This window comes from Amycolatopsis sp. WAC 01376, assembly GCF_003947415.1.
Taxonomy (GTDB): Bacteria; Actinomycetota; Actinomycetes; order Mycobacteriales; family Pseudonocardiaceae; genus Amycolatopsis.
In genome coordinates this window covers 1,546,854-1,567,364 of record NZ_QHKL01000002.1, presented here as the reverse complement: position 1 = coordinate 1,567,364, position 20,511 = coordinate 1,546,854, and the positions used below count along the sequence as shown (strand labels likewise).

At 66.6% G+C, this 20,511-nt stretch carries 20 protein-coding genes and 1 tRNA gene; 12 read left to right on the top strand and 9 right to left on the bottom strand.

Annotated elements, in window-relative coordinates; translation table 11 throughout:
• Nucleotides 1-110: 110 nt before the first annotated feature.
• The gene (locus tag DMH03_RS16685; RefSeq protein ID WP_233611525.1) at nucleotides 111-1,196 is read right to left on the bottom strand and encodes a plasmid pRiA4b ORF-3 family protein; all 1,086 of its coding nucleotides are present in this window, start codon (nucleotides 1,194-1,196) and stop codon (nucleotides 111-113) included.
• A 132-nt stretch (nucleotides 1,197-1,328) separates the two neighbouring features.
• Here DMH03_RS16685 and DMH03_RS16680 point away from each other — a divergent pair, with 132 nt between their 5' ends.
• From DMH03_RS16680 to DMH03_RS16655, 6 genes are all read left to right on the top strand, one after another.
• Entirely contained in the window at nucleotides 1,329-1,730 is a 402-nt protein-coding gene (locus DMH03_RS16680) for a nitroreductase/quinone reductase family protein (RefSeq protein ID WP_125792838.1), read from the top strand.
• Nucleotides 1,731-2,104: 374 nt separating this feature from the next.
• Nucleotides 2,105-2,776: a FadR/GntR family transcriptional regulator gene (locus DMH03_RS16675; RefSeq protein WP_125792974.1), complete on the top strand. Its 672-nt coding sequence runs from the start codon at nucleotides 2,105-2,107 to the stop codon at nucleotides 2,774-2,776.
• Between the two features lie 4 nt (nucleotides 2,777-2,780).
• Nucleotides 2,781-4,220, top strand: coding sequence for an amino acid permease (locus tag DMH03_RS16670; protein WP_125786395.1), 1,440 nt, complete (start codon nucleotides 2,781-2,783; stop codon nucleotides 4,218-4,220).
• A complete protein-coding gene (locus DMH03_RS16665) occupies nucleotides 4,217-5,170 on the top strand; it encodes an asparaginase (protein ID WP_125792837.1) in 954 nt (317 codons plus the stop codon). Before DMH03_RS16670 ends, DMH03_RS16665 begins: the two co-directional genes overlap by 4 nt.
• 10 nt (nucleotides 5,171-5,180) lie before the next feature.
• Entirely contained in the window at nucleotides 5,181-6,569 is a 1,389-nt protein-coding gene (aspA, locus tag DMH03_RS16660) for an aspartate ammonia-lyase (RefSeq protein WP_125792836.1), read from the top strand.
• A 158-nt stretch (nucleotides 6,570-6,727) separates the two neighbouring features.
• Nucleotides 6,728-8,350: a CocE/NonD family hydrolase gene (locus DMH03_RS16655; protein ID WP_125792835.1), complete on the top strand. Its 1,623-nt coding sequence runs from the start codon at nucleotides 6,728-6,730 to the stop codon at nucleotides 8,348-8,350.
• Here the strand turns inward: DMH03_RS16655 and DMH03_RS16650 are convergent.
• Nucleotides 8,347-9,108, bottom strand: a complete 762-nt coding sequence (locus DMH03_RS16650) for a metallophosphoesterase (protein ID WP_125792834.1) — start codon at nucleotides 9,106-9,108, stop codon at nucleotides 8,347-8,349. The genes DMH03_RS16655 and DMH03_RS16650 overlap by 4 nt on opposite strands.
• Nucleotides 9,109-9,112: 4 nt before the next feature.
• The gene (locus DMH03_RS16645; RefSeq protein ID WP_125792833.1) at nucleotides 9,113-9,742 is read right to left on the bottom strand and encodes a GntR family transcriptional regulator; all 630 of its coding nucleotides are present in this window, start codon (nucleotides 9,740-9,742) and stop codon (nucleotides 9,113-9,115) included.
• A 46-nt stretch (nucleotides 9,743-9,788) separates the two neighbouring features.
• On the opposite strand from DMH03_RS16645, the gene DMH03_RS16640 reads away from it, so the two are divergent.
• On the top strand, nucleotides 9,789-10,967 hold the full coding sequence (locus tag DMH03_RS16640) for an aminotransferase class V-fold PLP-dependent enzyme (protein WP_125792832.1): 1,179 nt from the start codon (nucleotides 9,789-9,791) through the stop codon (nucleotides 10,965-10,967).
• On the opposite strand, the gene DMH03_RS16635 is transcribed toward DMH03_RS16640, so the two are convergent.
• Complete coding sequence (locus tag DMH03_RS16635; protein ID WP_125792831.1) at nucleotides 10,964-11,455, bottom strand: DUF1453 domain-containing protein; 492 nt, start codon at nucleotides 11,453-11,455, stop codon at nucleotides 10,964-10,966. The two genes, DMH03_RS16640 and DMH03_RS16635, sit on opposite strands and share 4 nt — an antisense overlap.
• A gap of 63 nt (nucleotides 11,456-11,518) precedes the next feature.
• Between DMH03_RS16635 and DMH03_RS16630 the strand changes: the two genes are divergently transcribed.
• The 3 genes from DMH03_RS16630 to DMH03_RS16620 are packed head-to-tail and all read left to right on the top strand — an operon-like array spanning nucleotide 11,519 to nucleotide 14,093.
• Nucleotides 11,519-12,139, top strand: coding sequence for a TetR/AcrR family transcriptional regulator (locus tag DMH03_RS16630; RefSeq protein WP_125792830.1), 621 nt, complete (start codon nucleotides 11,519-11,521; stop codon nucleotides 12,137-12,139).
• On the top strand, nucleotides 12,136-13,632 hold the full coding sequence (locus DMH03_RS16625) for an AMP-binding protein (RefSeq protein ID WP_125792829.1): 1,497 nt from the start codon (nucleotides 12,136-12,138) through the stop codon (nucleotides 13,630-13,632). Before DMH03_RS16630 ends, DMH03_RS16625 begins: the two co-directional genes overlap by 4 nt.
• Before the next feature lie 41 nt (nucleotides 13,633-13,673).
• Nucleotides 13,674-14,093, top strand: a complete 420-nt coding sequence (locus DMH03_RS16620; RefSeq protein ID WP_125792828.1) for a cupin domain-containing protein — start codon at nucleotides 13,674-13,676, stop codon at nucleotides 14,091-14,093.
• Here DMH03_RS16620 and DMH03_RS16615 read toward each other — a convergent pair.
• The gene (locus tag DMH03_RS16615; RefSeq protein WP_125792827.1) at nucleotides 14,090-14,608 is read right to left on the bottom strand and encodes a MarR family winged helix-turn-helix transcriptional regulator; all 519 of its coding nucleotides are present in this window, start codon (nucleotides 14,606-14,608) and stop codon (nucleotides 14,090-14,092) included. The two genes, DMH03_RS16620 and DMH03_RS16615, sit on opposite strands and share 4 nt — an antisense overlap.
• Nucleotides 14,609-14,622: 14 nt before the next feature.
• Here DMH03_RS16615 and DMH03_RS16610 point away from each other — a divergent pair, with 14 nt between their 5' ends.
• Nucleotides 14,623-15,126, top strand: a complete 504-nt coding sequence (locus DMH03_RS16610; protein ID WP_125792826.1) for a carboxymuconolactone decarboxylase family protein — start codon at nucleotides 14,623-14,625, stop codon at nucleotides 15,124-15,126.
• A gap of 273 nt (nucleotides 15,127-15,399) precedes the next feature.
• On the opposite strand, the gene DMH03_RS16605 is transcribed toward DMH03_RS16610, so the two are convergent.
• Nucleotides 15,400-16,368, bottom strand: a complete 969-nt coding sequence (locus DMH03_RS16605; RefSeq protein ID WP_125792825.1) for a GNAT family N-acetyltransferase — start codon at nucleotides 16,366-16,368, stop codon at nucleotides 15,400-15,402.
• Between the two features lie 203 nt (nucleotides 16,369-16,571).
• Nucleotides 16,572-17,030 (bottom strand): hypothetical protein, encoded by a 459-nt coding sequence (locus DMH03_RS16600; RefSeq protein WP_125792824.1) that lies wholly within the window; start codon nucleotides 17,028-17,030, stop codon nucleotides 16,572-16,574.
• A gap of 370 nt (nucleotides 17,031-17,400) precedes the next feature.
• Here DMH03_RS16600 and DMH03_RS16595 point away from each other — a divergent pair, with 370 nt between their 5' ends.
• On the top strand, nucleotides 17,401-19,155 hold the full coding sequence (locus tag DMH03_RS16595; RefSeq protein ID WP_158633090.1) for an SIR2 family protein: 1,755 nt from the start codon (nucleotides 17,401-17,403) through the stop codon (nucleotides 19,153-19,155).
• A 751-nt stretch (nucleotides 19,156-19,906) separates the two neighbouring features.
• On the opposite strand, the gene DMH03_RS16590 is transcribed toward DMH03_RS16595, so the two are convergent.
• Nucleotides 19,907-19,981, bottom strand: a tRNA-Val gene (locus DMH03_RS16590).
• Nucleotides 19,982-20,020: 39 nt separating this feature from the next.
• Nucleotides 20,021-20,482: a peroxiredoxin gene (locus DMH03_RS16585; RefSeq protein WP_125792822.1), complete on the bottom strand. Its 462-nt coding sequence runs from the start codon at nucleotides 20,480-20,482 to the stop codon at nucleotides 20,021-20,023.
• Between the last annotated feature and the right edge of the window lie 29 nt (nucleotides 20,483-20,511).

The following is a 20,511-nucleotide window of genomic DNA, read 5'->3' as shown; positions in this document are numbered from 1 at the left end:
GCGGGATGGCACCCCGGCGAGGGCCAGTCTCCCCCTCTGCCCGGCCGCCGCCAAGCACCGACGCGGCGCGGTTCGCGATGACCTCGGTTACCCCCGAACGGGGCGCCGGATCAGCCCAGCCGGGCAAGCCGCTCGTCGACCACCTCCTTGTCGAACCATTCCGGATCGAAGCCGTAGCCGCCGAGCTCTTCGAGCAGTTCCTCGTTCTCTTCGTCGTACGGATCCCGCAGTGCCTCCAGCAACATCTCGTAGCTCTGGTGGTCCTCGCACTCGGCCGGAGGCGCGGCGCGTTCGCCGTCGAGACAGCTCGGTGCTTCGGGGAGGGCGACCAGCTGCTCGATGCGAATCCAGTGCCTCCAGCCCTCCGCCTCGTAGACGAGCCGGTGGCCTGGCGATGTGATGACCTGGCCGAGTGTCACTTCGTCGTCGAAACGGTCGCCTTCACCGCTCTGCGAGTCGACGCTGAAGCCTCCGTACGCGGTCTCGAACCGGTGATACTCCCGTTCGTCACGGTCGAACGCGGCCGCGAGGATCCGGTGCAGTCCGGCGAGGGTGACGTCGGAGCGGACTTCGAGCCGTCGCCAGATCGCGTCGTCCGGCTCGGCCAGCGCGACCGCCAGCCTGAATCCGGTGACCGGCACGGGTGGGGGCAGGACGAGCGGCAACGGATCGGCCGATGACACGCGGGGCAGCGGTTCGTAGGCGGGAAGGCCGAGCCATCGGCGCAGCTGGACCGCGCGCTCGGGCAGCTCGGGCCTCGGATCGGTCCCCAGTTTCAAGAGCTCGGGGACCCTCTCCCGAAACCAGGCGTCGCGGTCCGCTTTGGCGATCAGCGCCGCTTCGACCTGGCTCCGGAACTCCTCGGGTGTCAGCGGTGCCTCGGTGACTTCGAAGCCGTTGCGGAGAACCGCCAGGGCGTCCTCGGGAACGGCGTGGAGTTCGATCACGTCGACCTCGCGATCGTTGACCACCACCTCGACACCGACCGAGCGTTTGCCCGCGGTCAGCTTGGCGGCCAGGACCACGAGGTCCTGATCCACCTGGCCTTGGACCACACAGTCCGACAGTTCGATCGGGCCGTGGAGCAGCTTCGGCCAGCGCTCCACCCTGGCCACGTCCAGAGGCGGACGTGGCCGGAGGGAGCGCCGGCTCTTCGGTCGTTTGGCGGGCTTGCGGCCGCGGCTGACGGGGGACACGGGATCAGTATCGCCACCACTACCGACAGTTTCGGAAGTCGTGAGCTGCGAGGATCGAAAAATGGTTGCCGACCTGGGCGTGGATGTGCAGACTGACCAGCCGCCAAGATCACCGAGCCGCCCGGAGAGTTGATGATCGACCTGCAGGCCATGAACGAACACGTGATCGCGGAGTTCCGCGCGAACGGCCGCCACGGCGATGGCCTCCCGACCCTGCTGCTCACCACCACCGGCGCCCGCACCGGACGGCGGCACGTGACGCCGATGCTGTTCTTGGCCGACGACGACCGCTACGTCGTCTTCGCCGCCAACGGAGGCGCACCCGCGCATCCGGACTGGTATCGCAACCTGATCTCGGAGCCGTCTGTCGACGTCGAGGCGGACGGAGAGAGCTTCACCGCTCACGCGATCGAAGTCACCGGAGCGGCTCGGGACCGTCTGTTCGCGAAGCAGGCGAAGGCGTTCCCGCGGCTGGCCGAGCATCAGGCGAAGACCAGCAGGCCGTTCCCGGTGATCGCGCTCAAGCGGGTGTGAGGCTGGGGGCCGCTCGCGATGTGCGCAGAGCCCCCGCGATGAGGTCCTGAAGGGCACCTTTAAGACGTTGAACGTCTCAAAGGTGCCCTTCAGGACATGGCGCACGGGCGATCCTGTGCCGGGTGCCCAGGGGTCGCGCGACGATGTGACGCTCAGCACCTCAGAAGGCAAGAACGCTGCCGCGCCAGAGGTTCACAGCCGTAGAAGCCTGCAGTACGGGTTGGCGATTACCCCATCGAAGCGGACCTCGCAGGCTGGATCGGTGCCCTCGGCCGATCTCTTGACAAAGCGTTGGACCGACCGCACGATCTCGTCTCATGAACCTGTCTGACAGCCAGACAGCCGGACACGGTGGTCCACGACGCGTCAGCGCGATGGAGGCCGTTCTGGCCCACCTCCGCGGCGCCATCGAGCGCGGCGAGTATCCCGTCGGGGAGAAACTGCCGTCGGAATCCGCGCTCGGCAAGGAGTTCGAGGTCAGCCGCTCGGTCGTCCGCGAAGCACTGCGGGGACTTCAGGCACTCGGGCTCACCGTGTCCAAAACGGGCAAGGGTACCTTCGTGACCGCCACCGGGCCGGTCGAGAACCCCACCTTCGGGACCTACTCGGCCCGTGACCTGTTCGAGGTCCGGCGACATGTCGAGATCCCGGTCGCCGGCTACGCGGCCGTGCGCCGCAGCACCGACGACCTGGATCTGCTCGGTCACCTCGTCGAGCGCATGGACCTCGAAACCGACAACACCGCGTGGGTGGCGCTGGATTCGCTGTTCCACATCACCATCGCCCAGGCCTCGGGCAATCCGGTGTTCGGCAAGGTCATCGAAGAGATCCGGGACGCGCTGGCGCGCCAGTCGTCATTTCTCAACCAATTGGGTGGCCGTCGGACCCGCTCGAACACCGAGCACCGTGAGATCGTCACCGCCATCGCCGCCGGCTCCGAAGCGGACGCCGTCGCGGCGATGACCGCGCATCTCGAACACGTCGAGACCGCGCTCACCACCATCGTGCGGCCGGGCCACGCCACGCACCAGAACAAGGACGACTGAACTCGTGACCGAACAGACCCTCAGCGCGGACGGCAAATCCGCGCCGGTGCCCGCCGACGCCGGAGACGCCGGCTACGACAAGGCGCTGAAACCCCGCCACGTCAACATGATCGCGATCGGCGGCGCCATCGGCACCGGCCTGTTCCTCGGCGCGGGCGGTCGGCTCGCGCAGGCAGGCCCGGCGCTCGCGATCGTGTACGCGGTCTGCGGCCTTTTCGCGTTCTTCGTGGTTCGCTCGCTCGGCGAACTCATCCTGTACCGCCCCTCCTCCGGCGCCTTCGTTTCCTACGCCCGGGAATTCATGGGTGAGAAGGGCGCTTTCGTCGCGGGCTGGATGCACTTCCTGAACTGGTCGACGACCGGTATCGCGGATATCACCGCGATCGCGCTGTACGCGCATTTCTGGTCCTTCTTCACGCCGATCCCGCAGTGGGTGCTGGCGCTCATCGCGCTCGCGGTGGTGCTGGCGCTGAACATGGTGTCGGTGAAACTGTTCGGCGAGATGGAGTTCTGGTTCGCCATCATCAAGGTCGCCGCGCTGGTGACGTTCATGGGGATCGGGATCTTCCTGCTGGTCACGCAGCAGCCGATCGACGGCACCACGCCGGGCTTCTCGCTGATCTCCGACCACGGCGGGATCTTCCCCGCGGGCCTGCTGCCGATGGTGCTGATCGTCCAGGGTGTCGTGTTCGCCTACGCGTCGGTCGAGCTGGTCGGTGTCGCCGCCGGCGAGACGGAGAACCCGCGCAAGATCATGCCCAAGGCGATCAACTCGATCATGTGGCGGATCGGGATCTTCTACGTCGGCTCGGTGGTCCTGCTGGCGATGCTGATGCCGTGGGATTCCTACTCGAAGAACGAGAGCCCGTTCGTCACCGTGCTTTCGCATATCGGGGTGCCGCAGGCAGGCAACGTGATGAACCTGGTGGTGCTGACCGCGGCGCTGTCCAGCCTCAACTCGGGCCTTTACTCCACCGGCCGCATCCTGCGTTCGATGTCGCTGGCCGGATCCGCGCCGAAGTTCACCGGCGTGATGAACAAGAACCACGTGCCCTACGGCGGGATCCTGCTCACTTCCGCGGTCTGCGTGGTCGGTGTCGGCCTGAACGCCGTCGTGCCGAGCCAGGCCTTCGAGATCGTGCTGAACTTCGCCGCCATCGGCATCCTCGGCACCTGGGCGATCATCGTGCTGTCGCATCTGATGTTCGTGCGCAAGGCGAATCGCGGCGAGGTCGAGCGGCCGTCGTACCGCCTGCCGTTCTCGCCCTACACCGAGATCGCGACGCTGATCTTCCTCGCCGCGGTCGTGGTGCTGATGGGCTTCGACGAGACCGGCCGGATCACCCTGTACTGCCTGCCGATCATCGGGCTCGCGCTGGTGGCGGGCTGGTTCGGGGTCCGCAAGCGGATCAACATGGACGTCTTCGAAAAGACGAAGCTGTGATCCCCGAGCTCCGCGTTCCCGCTCACGAACCGCTGGTGCACCTCCTCCGCGACGGAATGGTCGAGGGGGTGCACCACGGTTCGGCCGTGGTCCTCGCCCCCGACGGCCGTGTGCTGTTCGCCGCGGGCGACGTCGAGGCGGCGTTCTATCCGCGTTCGGCGGCGAAGCCCTTGCAGGCCGCGGCGATGGCGCGACTCGGGGTCAAGCTGAGCGCCGCCGGGTTCGCCGTCGGCGCGGCCAGCCACTCCGGCGAGGAGATCCACCTTGCCGAGGTGCGCAACACCCTCGACGGTGCCGGGCTCACCGCGGAAGACCTGCGGACACCGGAGGATCTGCCGTTCGATCCGGTCGAGCGCGACGCCTGGATCGCGTCGGGACGGACCGCTTCGAGGCTGGCGCACAACTGCTCCGGCAAGCACGCGGCGATGCTCGCGACCTGCCGCCTGCACGACTGGTCCACAAAGGACTATCTTGATCCCGCCCATCCGTTGCAGCGCGCGATCGCGGAATGCGTCGAGGAGCTGACGGGGCAACGGATCCCGAAGGTCGCCGTCGACGGCTGCGGCGCTCCCCTGTTCGCGGTTTCTTTGCGCGGTCTCGCCACCGCTGTCGGCAAGATCGCGGCGGCGGCCCCGGGTACGCCGGAAGGTCTTGTGGCCGAAGGGATCCGGAAGCATCCGGAACTGGTCGCCGGTACCCGTCGCGACGTCACCGCGCTCATGCGCGCGGTGCCCGGGCTGATCGCCAAGGACGGTTTCGAAGCTGTCCAGGTCGCCGCCCTGCCGGACGGCACGGCGATCGCGATCAAGATCGCCGACGGCGGCGACCGTGCGCGGCGGCCGGTGCTCGCCGCCGCGCTCGCGCTGTGCGGTGTCGATCCGGACGTGCTGGAACCGACCCCCGGCCTGCGCGTGACGGGCGCGCTGGCCGAACTCCATCTCGCCGCCTGAGGAGCTTTCGATGCACCGCGTGGAACACGATCTGCTTGGCGACAAGGAAGTCCCCGCCGACGCCTACTGGGGTGTGCACACCGCCCGCGCCAGGGAGAACTTCCCCATCACCGGGACCGCGATCTCCGCGTATCCGCATCTGATCGAGGCGCTCGCCTCGGTCAAGGAGGCCGCCGCCAACGCCAACGCCGACCTCGGCCTGCTGGAGCCGGACGTCGCCGACGCGATCCGCCGGGCCTGCCGCGAAATCCGCGAAGGCGCGCTGCACGATCAGTTCGTCGTCGACGTCATCCAGGGTGGCGCGGGCACGTCGACGAACATGAACGCCAACGAGGTGATCGCGAATCGCGCGCTCGAACTGCTCGGGCACGAGAAGGGCGACTACGCCCGCGTGCACCCGAACGAGCACGTGAACCTCGGGCAGTCGACCAACGACGCGTACCCGACCGCGGTCAACGTCGCGACGATCATCGCCGTCCATGAACTGGCCGAGGCGATGGTCGTGCTGGAGCAGGCTTTCGCGGCCAAGGCCGTCGAGTTCCACGATCTGCTGAAGATGGGCCGCACGCAGTTGCAGGACGCGGTCCCGATGACGCTGGGGCAGGAATTCGGGACGTACGCGGTGATGCTCGGCGAAGACCGGCTGCGGCTCACCGAGGCGGTGGCACTGCTGCACGAGATCAACCTCGGCGCGACCGCGATCGGCACCGGCCTCAACGCCGCGCCCGGATACGCCGAAGCCGCCGTCGCGCACCTGCGCGAGATCACCGGGCTGCCCGTCGTGACCGCGGCGGACCTCATCGAGGCGACGCAGGACTGCGGGGCGTTCGTGCACCTTTCCGGTGTGCTCAAACGGATCGCGGTGAAGCTCTCGAAGAGCTGCAACGACCTGCGGCTGCTCTCGTCCGGGCCGCGGGCCGGATTCAACGAGATCAACCTGCCGCCGGTGCAGGCAGGATCGTCGATCATGCCCGGCAAGATCAACCCGGTGATCCCCGAGGTGGTCAACCAGGTCGCGTTCGAGGTCATCGGCAACGACGTCGCCATCACGATGGCGGCCGAGGCCGGGCAGTTGCAGCTCAACGCGTTCGAACCGCTGATCCTGCACTCGCTTTCGGAGAGCATCACGCATCTGCGGTCGGCCTGCCTGGTGCTGGCGCGGCGGTGCGTCTCCGGGATCACCGCGAACGCCGACGTGATGCGAGGCTACGTCGAGAACTCGATCGGGCTGGTGACCGCGCTGAATCCGGCCATCGGGTACGCGGCGGCTACCGAGATCGCCAAGGAGGCCCTCGAGACCGGGCGCGGGGTGGCGGAACTCGTCGTCGAGAAGGGCCTTCTGCCCGCCGAGGTACTGGCGAAGCTGCTGAAGCCGGAGACGCTGGCGCGGCTTTCCTGAGACCCGCGGGGCGGTACCGGGCGGTCCGCCCCGCGCCATGAAAGCGTCCTTCATTGCCGATTTCGCAATGAAGGACGCTTTCCTTTCAGGCGGGCGCGGGGTCACGCGAGTACGGTCGTAAGCGGAAGGTGATCCTCCGCACGAAAGGCGGCACTGGCGTGCTCGACCGACTTCTCGACCGGTACCTCGGCCTCCCGCCCGCCGAAGGCACCGCCCCCTCGGCGACCAAGGGGATCCCCGTCCCGATGCCCGACGGCGTCCGCCTGCTCGCGGATCGCTACGCCGTCCCTGGCGACGAGCCGCGGCCGGTGGTGCTGATCCGCACGCCGTACGGCCGCAAGGGCCTGATGGGCAAGGTCTTCGGCGAGACGTTCGCGCGGCACGGGTTGCAGACGGTCCTCCAGAGCACCCGCGGGACCTTCGGCTCCGGCGGCGAGTTCCGGCCGTTCCATCTGGAGAAGGAGGACGGTCTCGCCACCGTCGCCTGGCTGCGCGAGCAGCCGTGGTGCGACGGCCGCGTCGCGATGGCGGGCGCGAGCTACCTCGGCCACACGCAGTGGGCTGTCGCGCCGTACCTCGACGAGCCGCTCGAAGCACTGTGTCTCGGCGTGACCACGTCGGAGTTCGTGTCGACCTTCTATCCCGGCGGCATCCTCGCTGTCGACAACATGGTCTCGTGGTCGGCGCTGATCGGCCGCCAGGAGGGCCGGTTCGCCGGCCTCCCGAACCCTTGGCAGACGAAGAAGACGCGCCGGGCCATGGGCTTTCTGCCGATCTCCGGCGCGGACGTCGCGGCCATCGGCAAACAGGTGCGGTTCCTCCAGGACGTCACCGGACACGCTGAACCGGGCGACGACTTCTGGGCGCCGTCGGACCACAGCGCCGAGGTCGCCGCGCTGAGGACCCCGGTGACCATGGTGACCGGCTGGTACGACCTGTTCATCTCCGCCCAGCTGCGCGACTTCAAGGAACTCGCCGCGGCCGGACGCGCACCGCGGATCACCATCGGCCCGTGGGCGCACGGCGAACCCGCCAGCCTCAAAACCCTGCTGACCGACCAGATCGGTTTCCTCTCGGCGCATCTCCTCGGCGACCGCGCGCCGCTGAGGCAGTCACCCGTGCGCCTGTACCTCCAGGGCTCCGGGCGGTGGCTGGACTTCGAAAGCTGGCCGCCCGAGTCCGAAGCCACGTCGTATTTCCTGCGCCCCGGCAGGATTTCCCCCGATGCGCCGGTGGAGTCGAAACCGGGCAGGTTCACCTTCGACCCGGCCGATCCGACGCCGACCGTCGGCGGTCCCCTGCTTTCGGGCGTGCAGAAACAACAGGACAACAAGGACATCGAGGCACGGCCGGACGTACTGCTCTTCACCGGTGACATGCTGAAACGCGACCTCGACGTCATCGGTGAGATCTCCGCGCTGGTGCACGTCCGGACCGACCTCGGGCACGGCGACGTCTTCGTCCGGCTGTGCGATGTGGACGGTCGCGGTGTCTCCCGCAACGTCACCGACGGCATTCTCCGCCTGCGTCCCGGTATCCCCGAGTCCGATGTGGACGGTGTGGTCGCGGCAGAGATCCACCTCGACCCGACGGCCTACCGGTTCCGCCGCGGACACCGGCTGCGGCTGCAGGTCGCGGGCGGGGCGTTCCCGCGCTTCGCCCGCAACCACGGCACCGACGAGCCCGTTTTCAGCGCGGTGGATGGGAAACCCGCGCGGTTCGAGATCTTCCACGACCCCGCGCGGCCGTCCCGGATCACACTTCCGGTGTTCGAGGGTTAAGCGGGCACGACCCGCTGGTGCGTGGTCAGCCTGCCGTCGTCGTGCAGCACGTGGAACAGCAGCGACGGCGGCAGGTCGTAATCGATCGGCCCGCCTTCACTCCACGGCCGGAGGCCGTTCTCCTCCCACGGGAACAGGATGCTGGACCCGACCGAGGGCGCCGAACGCAGCGGCACACCCGCGAAGATCGTCGAGGCCGACGCGTGGACGTGTCCGCAGAGCAAGGCCACCACTCGCGGATGACGTGCGAGCACCTCGGCCAGTTTGTCCTCCCCGTACTGGCGCATGGCGTCCACCAGAGGCAGCCCGAGCGGGACCGGCGGATGGTGGAACGCGATGAAGGCGGGGCCGTCACCGTCGGCGAGCACGTCCTCCAGCCAGGCCATGGTCGCGTCGTCGAACTGACCGTCCGGTTTCCCCGGGATGCTCGAATCGGCCATCACGAAGGTGACGTCGCCGACCGTGTGCACCGCGTTGACCGGGGCGTCGTCCGGAGCCTGGCCGAGCAGCCCCTCGCGGAACGGGCCGCGCTTGTCGTGGTTGCCGGGGCAGGTGAACAGCGGGACGTCGGTCTTGAACAGTTCGGCCGCGCGCCGGTACTCCTCGAGCGTGCCGTGGTCGGCGATGTCCCCGGTCACCAGGATCGCGTCGACCGGGGTCGCGAGGTTCTCCAGATACCGCATCACCCGTGCGGTGCGTTCGTCGGCGCGTTCCCCGCCGTCGAGATGGTTGTCACTCAGATGTGCCGTCACGAACATCGTTTCACCCCATGTCTTCCAGATATGCCAACGTTTTCACCCAGTTCCGCACGAGCAGCTCCAACGCCGTCGCCAGGTCGGAGGCGCGGATCGCACCGGCGATCCGGTGGTGCTCGTCGATACTCTCCTTGGCGCGTTCGGCGCCACCGAAATAACGCGCGTCATAGCGTTTCAGCAGCGGCTTCGTCTGCTCGAGCAGGCGCAGCAGATGCGGATTCGTGCACCGCGACACGAGCAGCGCGTGCCAGCGATCATCCAAAGTGGACAGATCGCCCTGCCGCTCGAGTTCCGCGGTCATCTCGTCGGCGATCCGGTCCAGGCCGCCGGTGAGACCGGCGAGGTCCTGCGGCGAGCTCCATCGCAACGCGAGCGACTCCAGCTCCGCGACGAGCGGGTACAGCTGCCGGGCCTCTTCCGGATCGAACGGCGGTACGAGAAAACCACGCCCCGGCGCCGATACGAGCAGCCCTCGATCGGCAAGCCCGATCAGCGCCTCACGCAACGGTGTCCGGCTGACGCCCAGCTCGCGCGCGAGGTGCACCTCGTTGATGCGGCTGTCCGCGGCGATGCGGCCGTCGAGCACGCGGGCGGTGATCTCCTCCGCGAGGTCGCGCCGGAGCAGGTTCCTCGTCATCGGTGCAGTATTGCATGCAGTTCGGCCGTACTGTATTCAGTTAGGCATGACGGACTTCGATGTGAACCGTGCTCGTGCCGAGACACCGGGCTGCGCGGAAGTGGTCCACCTCAACAACGCCGGATCGTCGCTGCCGCCCGCGCGGGTGACCGACACCGTCGTCGGCTACCTGCGAGAAGAAGCCCTGATCGGCGGATACGAGCAGGCCGCGGCGACCGTGGAACGGATGAACGGCGTGTACGACTCGGCCGCGCGCCTCGTCGGCGCCGACCCCGAAGACATCGCGCTGACCGACAACGCGACCCGGTCCTGGCAGGCGATCTTCTACGCGCTGCCGTTCGCCGCGGGTGACCGGATCCTGACGGCGAAATCCGAGTACGCGAGCAACGTCATCTCGTTCCTGCAGCTCGCGAAGCGCACCGGCGCCGTCGTCGAGGTGGTCGAGAACGACGAGTCCGGACAGCTGGACGTCGAGGACCTGAAACGCCGCGTCGACGGCGACGTCAAGCTGATCGCCGTCTCCCACGTGCCGACCCAGGGCGGGCTGGTGAACCCCGCCGAGGAGATCGGCGCGGTCGCACGCGAGGCCGGGATCCCGTTCCTGCTGGACGCTTGCCAGAGCGCCGGCCAGATCGACCTTGACGTCGCACGCCTGAACTGCGACGCGCTCAGCGTGACCGGCCGCAAGTACCTGCGCGGGCCGCGGGGCACCGGGTTCCTCTACGCACACCCGCAGCTGCGCGAGCGCGTCGAGCCCGCGATGCTCGACCTTCATTCGGCGGCGTGGACGGCGCCCGAAAGCTACGAAGTCGATCCGACGGCGAAGATGTTCGAGGTCTGGGAACGCGATCACGCCGCCCTGCACGGTCTCGGCGCGGCGATCGATTACGCCCTCGAGTGGGGCATGCCCGCCATCGAAGCCCGCGTCGCCGCGCTCGCCGCGAAACTCCGCGACGCCCTGCGCGAGGTCCCCGGCGTCCGCGTCCACGACCAAGGCACGCGGCAGTGCGGGATCGTCACGTTCAGCGTGGCGAAAACGCCGTCACAGGAAGTGAAGAAGCGCCTGACGGCGAAGAAGGTCAACGTCAGCGTCGTCGAAGCGACGTCCGCGCAGTTCGACTTCGCCGCGCGCGGGCTGCCGTCGATGGTCCGGTCTTCGGTGCACTACTTCAACACCGAAGACGACATCGCGCTCCTCGTCGGCGAAGTCGAGAAGCTGGCTTAACGGCGGGAAAGCACGGACTCGGACGGCGGGGCGTACGGCAGCCCCGTCGTCTTCGCGCGAAGGCCGATCACCAACGCCTCCCCCAGCAGGCTGACGCCGATCGACAACGTCACCGGCCGCGCGTCGGGATGCGCCCCGGCCGTCGTGGCCAGGAAGCCGATCCCGAAGTTCACCACCAGCGAAACCACCCAGACGCCGAACGTCCAACCGGTGTAGCGCAGCCACAGCACGCCGTCACGCTCGAACAGTTTCGTGGTGGCTGCGCGCACCGCGCCGAGGCCGCAACCGATCACAGAGCCCAGCACGAGCCAGGCGCCGTCCGTGAGGGTGAAACTTTCGAGCTTGACCAGGCCGTAGACGCCGAAAGCGAGCAGGACCACCGGCGCCCCGAACACCTCGCGGGCGACCAGTGGCTCCCCGCGCAGCCTGCGCACGACGATCACGATCACCACGGCGACCGCCAGCGCGATCAGCAACCAGGTCCGCATGAACTCCCCCTTTATAGCATGACTGTGCCAAATAAAATAGCAAGGTCGTGCTATAAAGGCAACATGCCGAAGATCGTCGATCCCGGAGCCCGGCGCCTGGAGATAGCCGAAGCCGTCTTCCGGGTGATCCAGCGGGACGGCCTCGCGCAGGCGTCACTCAGAAGCGTGGCCGACGAGGCCGGGCTCGCGATCGGGTCGGTGCGGCACTACTTCCGGGGGCACGACGAGCTGATCGTGTTCGCCATGCGCGCGCTCGGAGACCGGGTGGAAGCGCGGCTGTTGCGCCATCTCCCCGAACTGCTCGATCCGGAGACCCCGCGTTCACGCCGTCAGGAACTCACCGAAGCGCTGCTCGGCGAACTGCTTCCGCTCACCGAGCAGACCCGTGCCGAGACCGACGTCTGGCTGGCCTTCTCCGCCGCCGCGAAGTACCGCCCGGATCTCGCCGAGGAAGCCGCGCGGGCACACGCGGGAGTCCGCGCACTCGTCCGCCGGGTGCTCGAAGGCGCGCGTGGCGCGGGCGGCCTGCTCGACGACCTCGACCTGGATGTCGAAACCGAACGGCTGGCGGCGTTGCTGGACGGCCTCGCCATGGCGGGCGGGCGGACGCCGCCCGAGCTGATGCGCACGGTGCTCGGTCGGCATCTGGAAACCCTGCGACACCCCGGATCGGTGACGAAATGAGCACGTTCTACGAGGTCGCCGCCCAGGACCCCGGCCGCGTCGCGGTGATCGACGTCGATGGGCGCGAGACCACCTTCGGCGAGCTCTCGGCACGCGCGAATCAGCTGACCCACGCCCTGCGGGCGCTCGGCCTCGGCGAAGGCGACGGCGTGCTCGCGATCATCCACAATGGACTCACCTACTACGAGCTCCTGCTGGCGACCCTGCAGGCGGGGATGTACTTCACGCCGGTCAACCATCGGTCCTCGCCCGCCGAGATCGGCTACATCGCGGCCAACAGCGGCGCCAAGGTCGCCGTCGCGGACGCGGACATCGCGGCCACGTGCACCGCGGAATTGAATGGCCTGCACCGGTTTTCGCGGGGCGTGACACCCGGATGGGCGGACTACGCGACCTGGGGCGCGGACCTGCCGACCACCACGCCGGAGCGGCGGACCGCCGGCCAGACGATGCTCTACACGTCCGGGACCACAGGGCGTCCCAAAGGCGTGCGGCGTGCCCTGTCCGGGCGGCCACCCGCGCTGCACCCGGTCCACGCGCACGTCCTCGAGCGGCTGGATGTCCTGCCAGGGCACGGCGTACACCTCGTCGCCTGCCCGCTCTACCACGCGGCGCCGGGCATGTTCTCGACGTCGATCCTGCATCTCGGGCACACGCTCGTGCTGATGGACCGGTTCGACGCCGAGGAAACGCTGCGGCTCACGGAAAAGCACCGCGTGACGAGCACGCATCTGGTGCCGACGATGTTCCACCGCATGCTGCGGCTGCCCGAGGACGTCCGAGCGCGCTACGACCTGTCGAGCCTGAACTCGGTGATCCACGGTGCCGCGCCGTGCCCGCGCGAGGTCAAGGAGCGGATGCTCGCTTGGCTCGGACCGGTGGTCCACGAGTACTACGGCGCGTCCGAGGGCCTGATCACGGCGGTGCACGCGCACGAATGGCTCGCCGCGCCGGGCACCGTCGGCGAACCGCTGGACGGGGTGCAGGTCAAGGTTCTGGACGATGACGGCGCCGAACTCCCCGCGGGCGAGACCGGGACGCTCTACTTCAGTTCCGCGCACACGAAATTCGACTATCACGATGACCCGGGCAAGACGGCCGCCGCGCGTTCCGGGGAATTCGTCACCGTCGGGGACGTCGGCTGTCTCGACGCCGCGGGCCGGGTGTTCCTTTGCGACCGGCGGACGGATCTCATCCTTTCCGGCGGCGTGAACATCTACCCCGCCGAAATCGAGGCGCGGCTCCTGAGCCATCCCGACGTCGCCGACGTCGCGGTGATCGGGGAACCGGATCCCGAGTGGGGACAACGGGTCGTCGCCGTCGTCCAACCGGTCGACGGCGCCGTCGGTGATTCCTTGCTGGCGAAGCGGCTCGAAGAGCATTGCCGAGCCGAGCTCGCCGGGTTCAAGACGCCGCGCCGCTTCGAATTCCGGGAGCGGCTGCCGCGGACCGAAAGCGGAAAGATGCTGCGGCGGACGCTTCGGGCGAATTGAACAGCCCTTTCGGGCAGCGCCGATCGCGGTACCGTTTTCCCATGCGCCTGCGGTCTGTGACCACACTGCTCGCCACACTCGTTCTCGCGTTCGCCGTCCCCGCGACGGCCGAGGCGACCCCCGGATCCGGGGTGACCGGGACGATCTTCCACCAGAAGACCGTCGGCGACACCGATTACGTGCTGCGCGAGGTCGTCATCCAGCCCGGCGGCTACACCGGCTGGCACTACCACGACGGGAAGCTGTACGCGTACGTCAAGGCCGGCACGCTGACGCACAACTCGGCCGACTGCGGGCTCGACGGCCTGTACCGGCAGGGCGCCGTCTTCACCGAACCGAGCGACACCGTCCACACCGGACGAAACCTCGGGACGACGCCGGTGGTGCTCGAGGTGCTCTACGTGCTGCCGCACGGGAGCCCGCTTTCGCAGGACGCGCCGAACCCGGGCTGTCCCTTCTAGGGCCCGAACCAGCCCGCCACGTCGAGGCGGAAGCCCTCCGACGGAGCCATCGTGCGAAGGTCGGCTTCGAGCGCGCGAACCCTTTCGACGCCCAGCGCGCCGACCCATTCCTGGCGCAGCTCCTCGAAGATCGCCGCGGACCGGCCGAGTGAGTCGAATCCGCGAGCGGTGAGCCGGACGACCTTGCGCCGCGCGTCGGCCGGGTCGTCGGCGCGTTCGACGTAACCGAGCTGCTCCAGCTTGTCGATGGTCTTGCCCGCCGCCTGCTTGCTGACCCCGAGCCGCCGCCCGATCTCGCTCGCCGTCGCGCCGTGGCGGCCGATCGCCTGCATGGCGAAGCCGTACGCCGGGCGGACGTCGGGGTGTCCCTGCTCGGCCAGTTCGGCGTGCATCCGGTCGATGATCGAGCGGAAGCCCGCGAACAGCAGGAGGGGTAGCTCGAACCCGGGTGGGTCGGAAACCTGCTTGCGTTGTTCGACAACCTGGTTTACCTTTTCGTCAACCACGTTGACCATCTTAAGGGGCTGCCTTGTTCACCGACCACACCGTCGAAACCGCACCCGAAGCCTCGCGTCGCTCGATGGAGGCGACCATCCGGAAGTTCGGCCACCTCCCCGCCGCCGTCGCCCGCCAGGCGTCGTCACCGGAATTGCTCGACGGATTCCTGAAGCTCAGCGCGAGTTTCGAGCGGACGACGCTCGAACCCCTCGCGCGGGAGACGGTCGTGATGACCGTGGCGACCCGCAACGGCTGCGAGGTGTGCGTCGAGATCCACACCGGCAAGCTGAAGGGCCTGCACGCGGACGACGACGTCATCGCGGCGCTTCGCTCACAGGAGCCCTTGCCCGAGGAGCGGCTGGAAGCCATCCGGCAGTTCACGCTCGCGGTGCTCGAAACCGCGGGCGGCGTGGACGACGACACCCTGCGGACCTTCTTCGGGTACGGCTACACCGAGCGGAACGCCCTCGAAGTCGTCATGGGCATCGGGGCCTACACGATGTCGACCCTGGCAAATCGGCTCATCCGAGCCTAGTCGCTCTGCGTGATCGCCCCTCGTGGCCTGGATCACTCCAATGGCCGCCGATCTTGATGTATCTGGGCAGTCCCGGCCGTCTCCTGTCTTGTGCAGCCGAAAGTTCGCCACCCGCGGCGCGGCGCACCGGCGGTCTGGCCTGCCGAGGGGGCAGACCAGACCGCCGAAAAACCGAAAGACGTTCCACAGGTGTTGGGGGTACGCGAAGGCCCTCTTCCCGCGACCGAGTCACGGGAAGAGGGCCTTCGCGTGTCTTCCCCCGCAATTGGTCACCTACTTGCGACGGACCTCGAGCGCCCATCGCACGTACCGCATCGCCGGCACGAAGCCCGCTTTCTCGAAGACCCCGAACGCCCCCGCGGGATCCGCCGAGTCCACGTTCAAACTCGCACGGTCGTATCCCTGATCGGCGGCGGCCCGCAACGCGTGCCCTATCAACGCGCCGGCAACACCTCGACGCCGGTACTCCCGGAGCGTCCCGACGACCATGAAGTGCGCGTCGCGGACACCGGTGGCCTCCGTGTCAGCCTCCCACCACAAGGTCACCAGCATCCCCACCGCGGCACCCGTCGCGTCGTCGCGGAGCAAGAAGCTCGTCTCCGGCTGGAAGGTCTGGTTGGTGATCTTGTTCCGCCAGAGGTCAGCGGGCATCGGCGCCGCACCCCAGTAGTCCCGGTACGCCTCGTTCCGGACCTCGCGGAACTCTTCGTCGTTCCGCTCCGACCACGGCTCGACCGAGAGCCCGTCAGGGATCGCCGGACCGGCAACCGAGTCGAATACGTGCTCCATCCGCTGGAAGTAGCGCACGGGAAGGAATCCCCGGGACCGGACAAGCTCAGCCAGGCCAGCGATACGCTCGGGACGGTTGACGTCCACCAGGAGCTTCGAGTTCGGGTGATGCGACGCGTGCACAGCCTTGGCCGCCGCCACTCCCGCGTCGACGAGCGCACCGCCGATGCCCCGGCGGCGATACCCGGGATGAACCCCACCATCGAGGAAGACACGATGGCTCTCGTCCGCGGACGGCTTGAAACGGATCTTCATGTACCCGACCATCACGTCGCCGTCGAAGGCCGCAAGACTCGCTCGCTCCAGATCCGCGTACGGATCGATCAACTCCTGGAGAGTGTCCTCCGCCGTGTAGTTCTCGCCGATCTCGTCGGCGGTCTCCATGGCATTGAGGAGATCGGCCGACGCCTTGGCATCCTCGCGGGCGAGGGGCCGCCACGTCAGGTCTTGCATGCGGCTGAAGGTAGCCGCGCGCGGGCTCGGCTGTCGCCTTGTTTCTACGAAGGGGCGCCAGGCGAAGGTTTCGTGGCCGGGAAGAAGATCGTGCCCAGCAGGTACGCACGACGCCCTTCCTCCAGCCAACCGAGCGCGGCAGCCTCGACGCACCCCATGACCGCGAGTCACCCCCGCCGAGCCGGACGACAGCATCCTCGACCTCACGTCGTCTTGCTTCCGGGACTCGGAGGCGAAACCGGGGGCTGGTCGCCAGTGTCAGGCGCCGTGGTCGGAGCTGCCTGTTCGACCGGCGTCGTGACCGCGAAAGCTTGGGGATTGGCCTGCCTGGCCAATCCCAGCAGGCCAGGTTCCGAAGAACTGTCGAGGACGCCGGCGAGTTGTTGGCGTGCCACGGCCGCCTCGGTGCGAGCCGCACTGGCAGCGTCCTGAGCTTCGTGCCTGCCGGCGGAGCCGAACCAGTACCCGAGCGCAGTGGTCAGCAACGGCGTGACCACCAACAGGACATCCTTGGAACGCTCGAACACGTCGAGTACCGATCCATCGGCGGCCTTGGTTATGGGAATGTCGAGCGTGAAGCCGACCACGACCAGCCATCCCGTCATGATGGTCAACAGGATGGCTGTGAACCACGCGCGTACCTTGGTGCCGACGTCAGTCATGGCCGTTCTCCGTCCTTGCAGGCTCCCGTTACTCCGGACTCTCGACCACGATGGTCTACAGGTCGCATGGTTGTTGCACAGCGTTACGTCCGCAGGAGCGGCGTAGCCGGACCGTCACCGAGATTGGGCTGTACGGGTGGCATCAGCGGCCGATACCCCTCCCAATCGGCCCCCAAGCCACTGTTCAGGCTGCCTCAAGCCGCATCGACTTTGACAGAACTTCAGCTGATTTCCGGATTCCGCGGATGGGTATTCCGCCGCACCGTTTTCGGTTTCCTGTAACGCGACGGCGGTACACGTCGACAACGTGTCCGGACATAGCTGTCGAGCTATGACCTCTGGACACGGTCGACAAAGATGGAGTCTTGCGATGGCGGCAAGCAGCGGTGCCGGGCGAATGATCGATATCGACACGTTCTGCTCCGGAGACATGCTTTCCTTCACCGACCAGCCTTATCTTGCCGAACTTTTCGCAAGTGTCAGCGATGCTTCAGACGAAGACCTGACCGTCGTGGTCGGCGCCGGCGTGTCCATGGATGCCGGATTTATCTCATGGCCCGAGTTGATCGACCTGATGACCAAGCAGATAAAGAACGAGAAACTTGCCCAACTGGTCCGCGACGACAAGATCGACTTGCCACGCAAGGGCGAGCTGGTACTACAGTTGATCAAGAATGAGAAAAAGTACGCAAAAGACGCGCAAATCATTCGCGCCGCGTTGTACCTGAACGGCGGATCCACACACAGGAACACCGGCCAGCTCGCGCGTTCCATTGCCCGGTTCATCTGCGCACACAAAGGCAAAGCACGCCTTATCACGACAAACTTCGACACATTGCTGGAGAACGCACTCTGCGAATACTTCGATCCAGCCGAGATAAAACCTTTCGGACTCAGAGGTCTGGATCCGTGGACAAAGTGGCTCAAGCAGTCCAAAATTGGAGTCCTCCACGTACACGGCCTCGTCCCACCCCCATACTCCGGCCGGAGAAGACTCGACCACATCGTCCTTGCCGAATCGCAATTTCTTCGACATGGCGCCAAGGTACGCGAGGTCATTTTCGAGAACCTCAAGGATCGCGTCTCCATATTTGCGGGCCTTAGCATGTCCGACCCGAACCTGATCGGCCCTTTGTACGAACTGAAGCAGCTTATCGAAAACCAGAAGAAGGCAGGCGAACCGATCGAAGGCGGGCAACGTTTCGCACTGATGGTCCCTGGTGGCGCACCGAACACCGACGACAACAGGTACCGAGCGAGATACTCGATCGAAGCCGCCGGGTTCCTGGATCGCGAACTGGGACTCAAGACCATATTCTTGCGCTCGTACTCTCAACTGAACCAGGTGCTGGCAGATTTAACGCTCGCTTCAGTAGCGCCGAAGAAATATCAGCCGGGTGCTCCGGGGATCAAGTCATCACTCGTATACGAGAACCGTTTGAAGTCAGCACTGGGTGAGGTGTACACGAACATCGGATGCACCGCCCCGAAGCAAGAGGTACCCATCGCCGAAAAAGCACGAGAACTCCACGACGCCCTGTACGACGCAATGCAGCGAGGCCCCGTATCAAAGCTGATAGAGTTCGCCGACGCGATGTCGGCCGACCATGACATCAACAAGCCGGATGGTGAAAACTTCGGGATGTTTCTCTGGCTTCGATGCCAGGAGGCAGCGGACCAGGAAGTCAACTACGCCATTCAAATGGTCGGCTCTTCAACCTACACACATCGCGAGCAATGGTCTTTACCGAAACGACAAGATATCGTCAAAGACTCTCAGATGACGGCCGTTCGCGCGGTCTTCTACGGAAAGCCGATCGTCACCAACCTCGACCCCGCCCCCAGCGGCCTGCAAACCTGGCGAGGAATCATCGCCTGCCCTCTGATACTTCCGGCGACAAAAATTCGGCATCGAGTCAAGGGGTTCCCCGCGGACATCCTGACGGTCGGTGCGGTTACTTTCAACTCGACCTATTACGTGGACAAGAAGGACGAGAGCACCATGAAAGATTCCGCTGATCCGAAGCCGTTATCCATAATCGCCAGCCTGGACGTCACGCAGACAAGTCAAATCTCCGCGACTCTGGTCGAAATCGCTTCGGCGATAATCACCAGAGAAGCATAACTCGATCAGGTCTCGGATTCGGGCTCGTCATCGTAGCCGTGGAGTGGGGCCATCAGCGGCGCGTCAAAGGGAAGAAGAATGAAATCCCGCCCGGATGCGGGCGAATAGATGCGCCGGATCTGAGGCTGGCTGAGGATAGGCTTTCCCTGCTTGTGCTTCGCAGGTGCCGACGCGGCTTCTTGGGCCGCAGTCTCAGGACTCGACATACCTGCTCACCACCCGTCGCGGCCCGTGCCGCACTCTCGCCGATGGCCTCCGACGAACCATCGAACGCCGCCCGCTCGCTCACATACACGCTTCGAATACATACTATTCCTCTCCGTGTCAACCTTGACGTCACCATCGCCGCCGTGCCGAAATCTAACCGAGCCCGTGCCTGACTGGCTTCCTGCGCCGTGCGGAGAGTGCACCGTTAGCTGTCCATGAAAAGACTACGGACAGTACTCAAGGCATAACCAGACTCTAAACGTTGCCTCCTCTCTCACACACGGTGACCACGCTTACGGCATTCGCATGAAAGTCGCGTCAATCACCGTCGACGTTACGCCGGCATTGAGCGGGACCAGGCCGGACGACCCTATCGGCAGGGAGGTCTTCACCACGGCAGGACGGCCAGAGACGCCTCCGACCAATGCCGGGGCACTTCATGGTCTTCCGAGCGGTATGCCCGGCGCCAGAGGCGGTTTCAGCGGCGCACAAGAAACCCCGACCGGTGAGGAATTCACCGATCGGGGTTTGAACAAGCGTGTCTTGGTGGGCGCAGTAGGGATCGAACCTACGACCGCTCGGGTGTAAACCGAGTGCTCTCCCGCTGAGCTATGCGCCCGGAAGGTGGCACCCGCGCACGGGTGCCACCGGTGAAGACTCAGGCCAGCGAGGCCACGGCCTTCTTCCACGCCTGCTGGTCACGCGCCTCGCCGGGCTGGTTGACCTCGGCGAACCGCACGATGCCGTCCTTGTCGATCAGGAAGGTGCCGCGGGTGGCCAGACCGGCCGTCTCGTTGAAGACGCCGTAAGCCTTCGCGACCTCACCGTGCGGCCAGAAGTCCGAAAGCAGGGGGAACTGGTAGCCCTCCTGCTCGGCCCACGCCTTGAGCGAGAACGGGGTGTCCACGGACACGCCGATGACCTGGACGCCCTGGCCGTCGTAATCCGCGAACTCGTCGCGGAGCTGGCACAGCTCGCCGGTGCAGATGCCGCTGAACGCGAACGGGTAGAACACGAGCAGGACCGGCTTCTCGCCCTGGAAGGACGACAGCTTCACGGCCTGCTTGTTGTAGTCGTTGAGCGTGAAGTCCGGGGCTTGCGTTCCGACCTCGACGGCCATACCGGCGGTTTCCTCTCAAGAGCGAACAG

Excerpts from the sequence above, each read along its gene's own strand:
- DMH03_RS16650 (WP_125792834.1), bottom strand. The coding sequence starts at position 9,108 with ATGTTCGTGACGGCACATCTGAGTGACAACCATCTCGACGGCGGGGAA.
- DMH03_RS16630 (WP_125792830.1), top strand. The coding sequence starts at position 11,519 with ATGCCGAAGATCGTCGATCCCGGAGCCCGGCGCCTGGAGATAGCCGAA.
- DMH03_RS16615 (WP_125792827.1), bottom strand. The coding sequence starts at position 14,608 with ATGGTCAACGTGGTTGACGAAAAGGTAAACCAGGTTGTCGAACAACGC.
- DMH03_RS16620 (WP_125792828.1), top strand. The coding sequence starts at position 13,674 with ATGCGCCTGCGGTCTGTGACCACACTGCTCGCCACACTCGTTCTCGCG.
- DMH03_RS16595 (WP_158633090.1), top strand. The coding sequence starts at position 17,401 with ATGGCGGCAAGCAGCGGTGCCGGGCGAATGATCGATATCGACACGTTC.
- DMH03_RS16635 (WP_125792831.1), bottom strand. The coding sequence starts at position 11,455 with ATGCGGACCTGGTTGCTGATCGCGCTGGCGGTCGCCGTGGTGATCGTG.
- DMH03_RS16675 (WP_125792974.1), top strand. The coding sequence starts at position 2,105 with ATGGAGGCCGTTCTGGCCCACCTCCGCGGCGCCATCGAGCGCGGCGAG.
- DMH03_RS16680 (WP_125792838.1), top strand. The coding sequence starts at position 1,329 with ATGATCGACCTGCAGGCCATGAACGAACACGTGATCGCGGAGTTCCGC.
- DMH03_RS16605 (WP_125792825.1), bottom strand. The coding sequence starts at position 16,368 with ATGCAAGACCTGACGTGGCGGCCCCTCGCCCGCGAGGATGCCAAGGCG.
- DMH03_RS16645 (WP_125792833.1), bottom strand. The coding sequence starts at position 9,742 with ATGACGAGGAACCTGCTCCGGCGCGACCTCGCGGAGGAGATCACCGCC.
- DMH03_RS16640 (WP_125792832.1), top strand. The coding sequence starts at position 9,789 with ATGACGGACTTCGATGTGAACCGTGCTCGTGCCGAGACACCGGGCTGC.
- DMH03_RS16625 (WP_125792829.1), top strand. The coding sequence starts at position 12,136 with ATGAGCACGTTCTACGAGGTCGCCGCCCAGGACCCCGGCCGCGTCGCG.
- DMH03_RS16585 (WP_125792822.1), bottom strand. The coding sequence starts at position 20,482 with ATGGCCGTCGAGGTCGGAACGCAAGCCCCGGACTTCACGCTCAACGAC.
- DMH03_RS16600 (WP_125792824.1), bottom strand. The coding sequence starts at position 17,030 with ATGACTGACGTCGGCACCAAGGTACGCGCGTGGTTCACAGCCATCCTG.
- aspA (WP_125792836.1), top strand. The coding sequence starts at position 5,181 with ATGCACCGCGTGGAACACGATCTGCTTGGCGACAAGGAAGTCCCCGCC.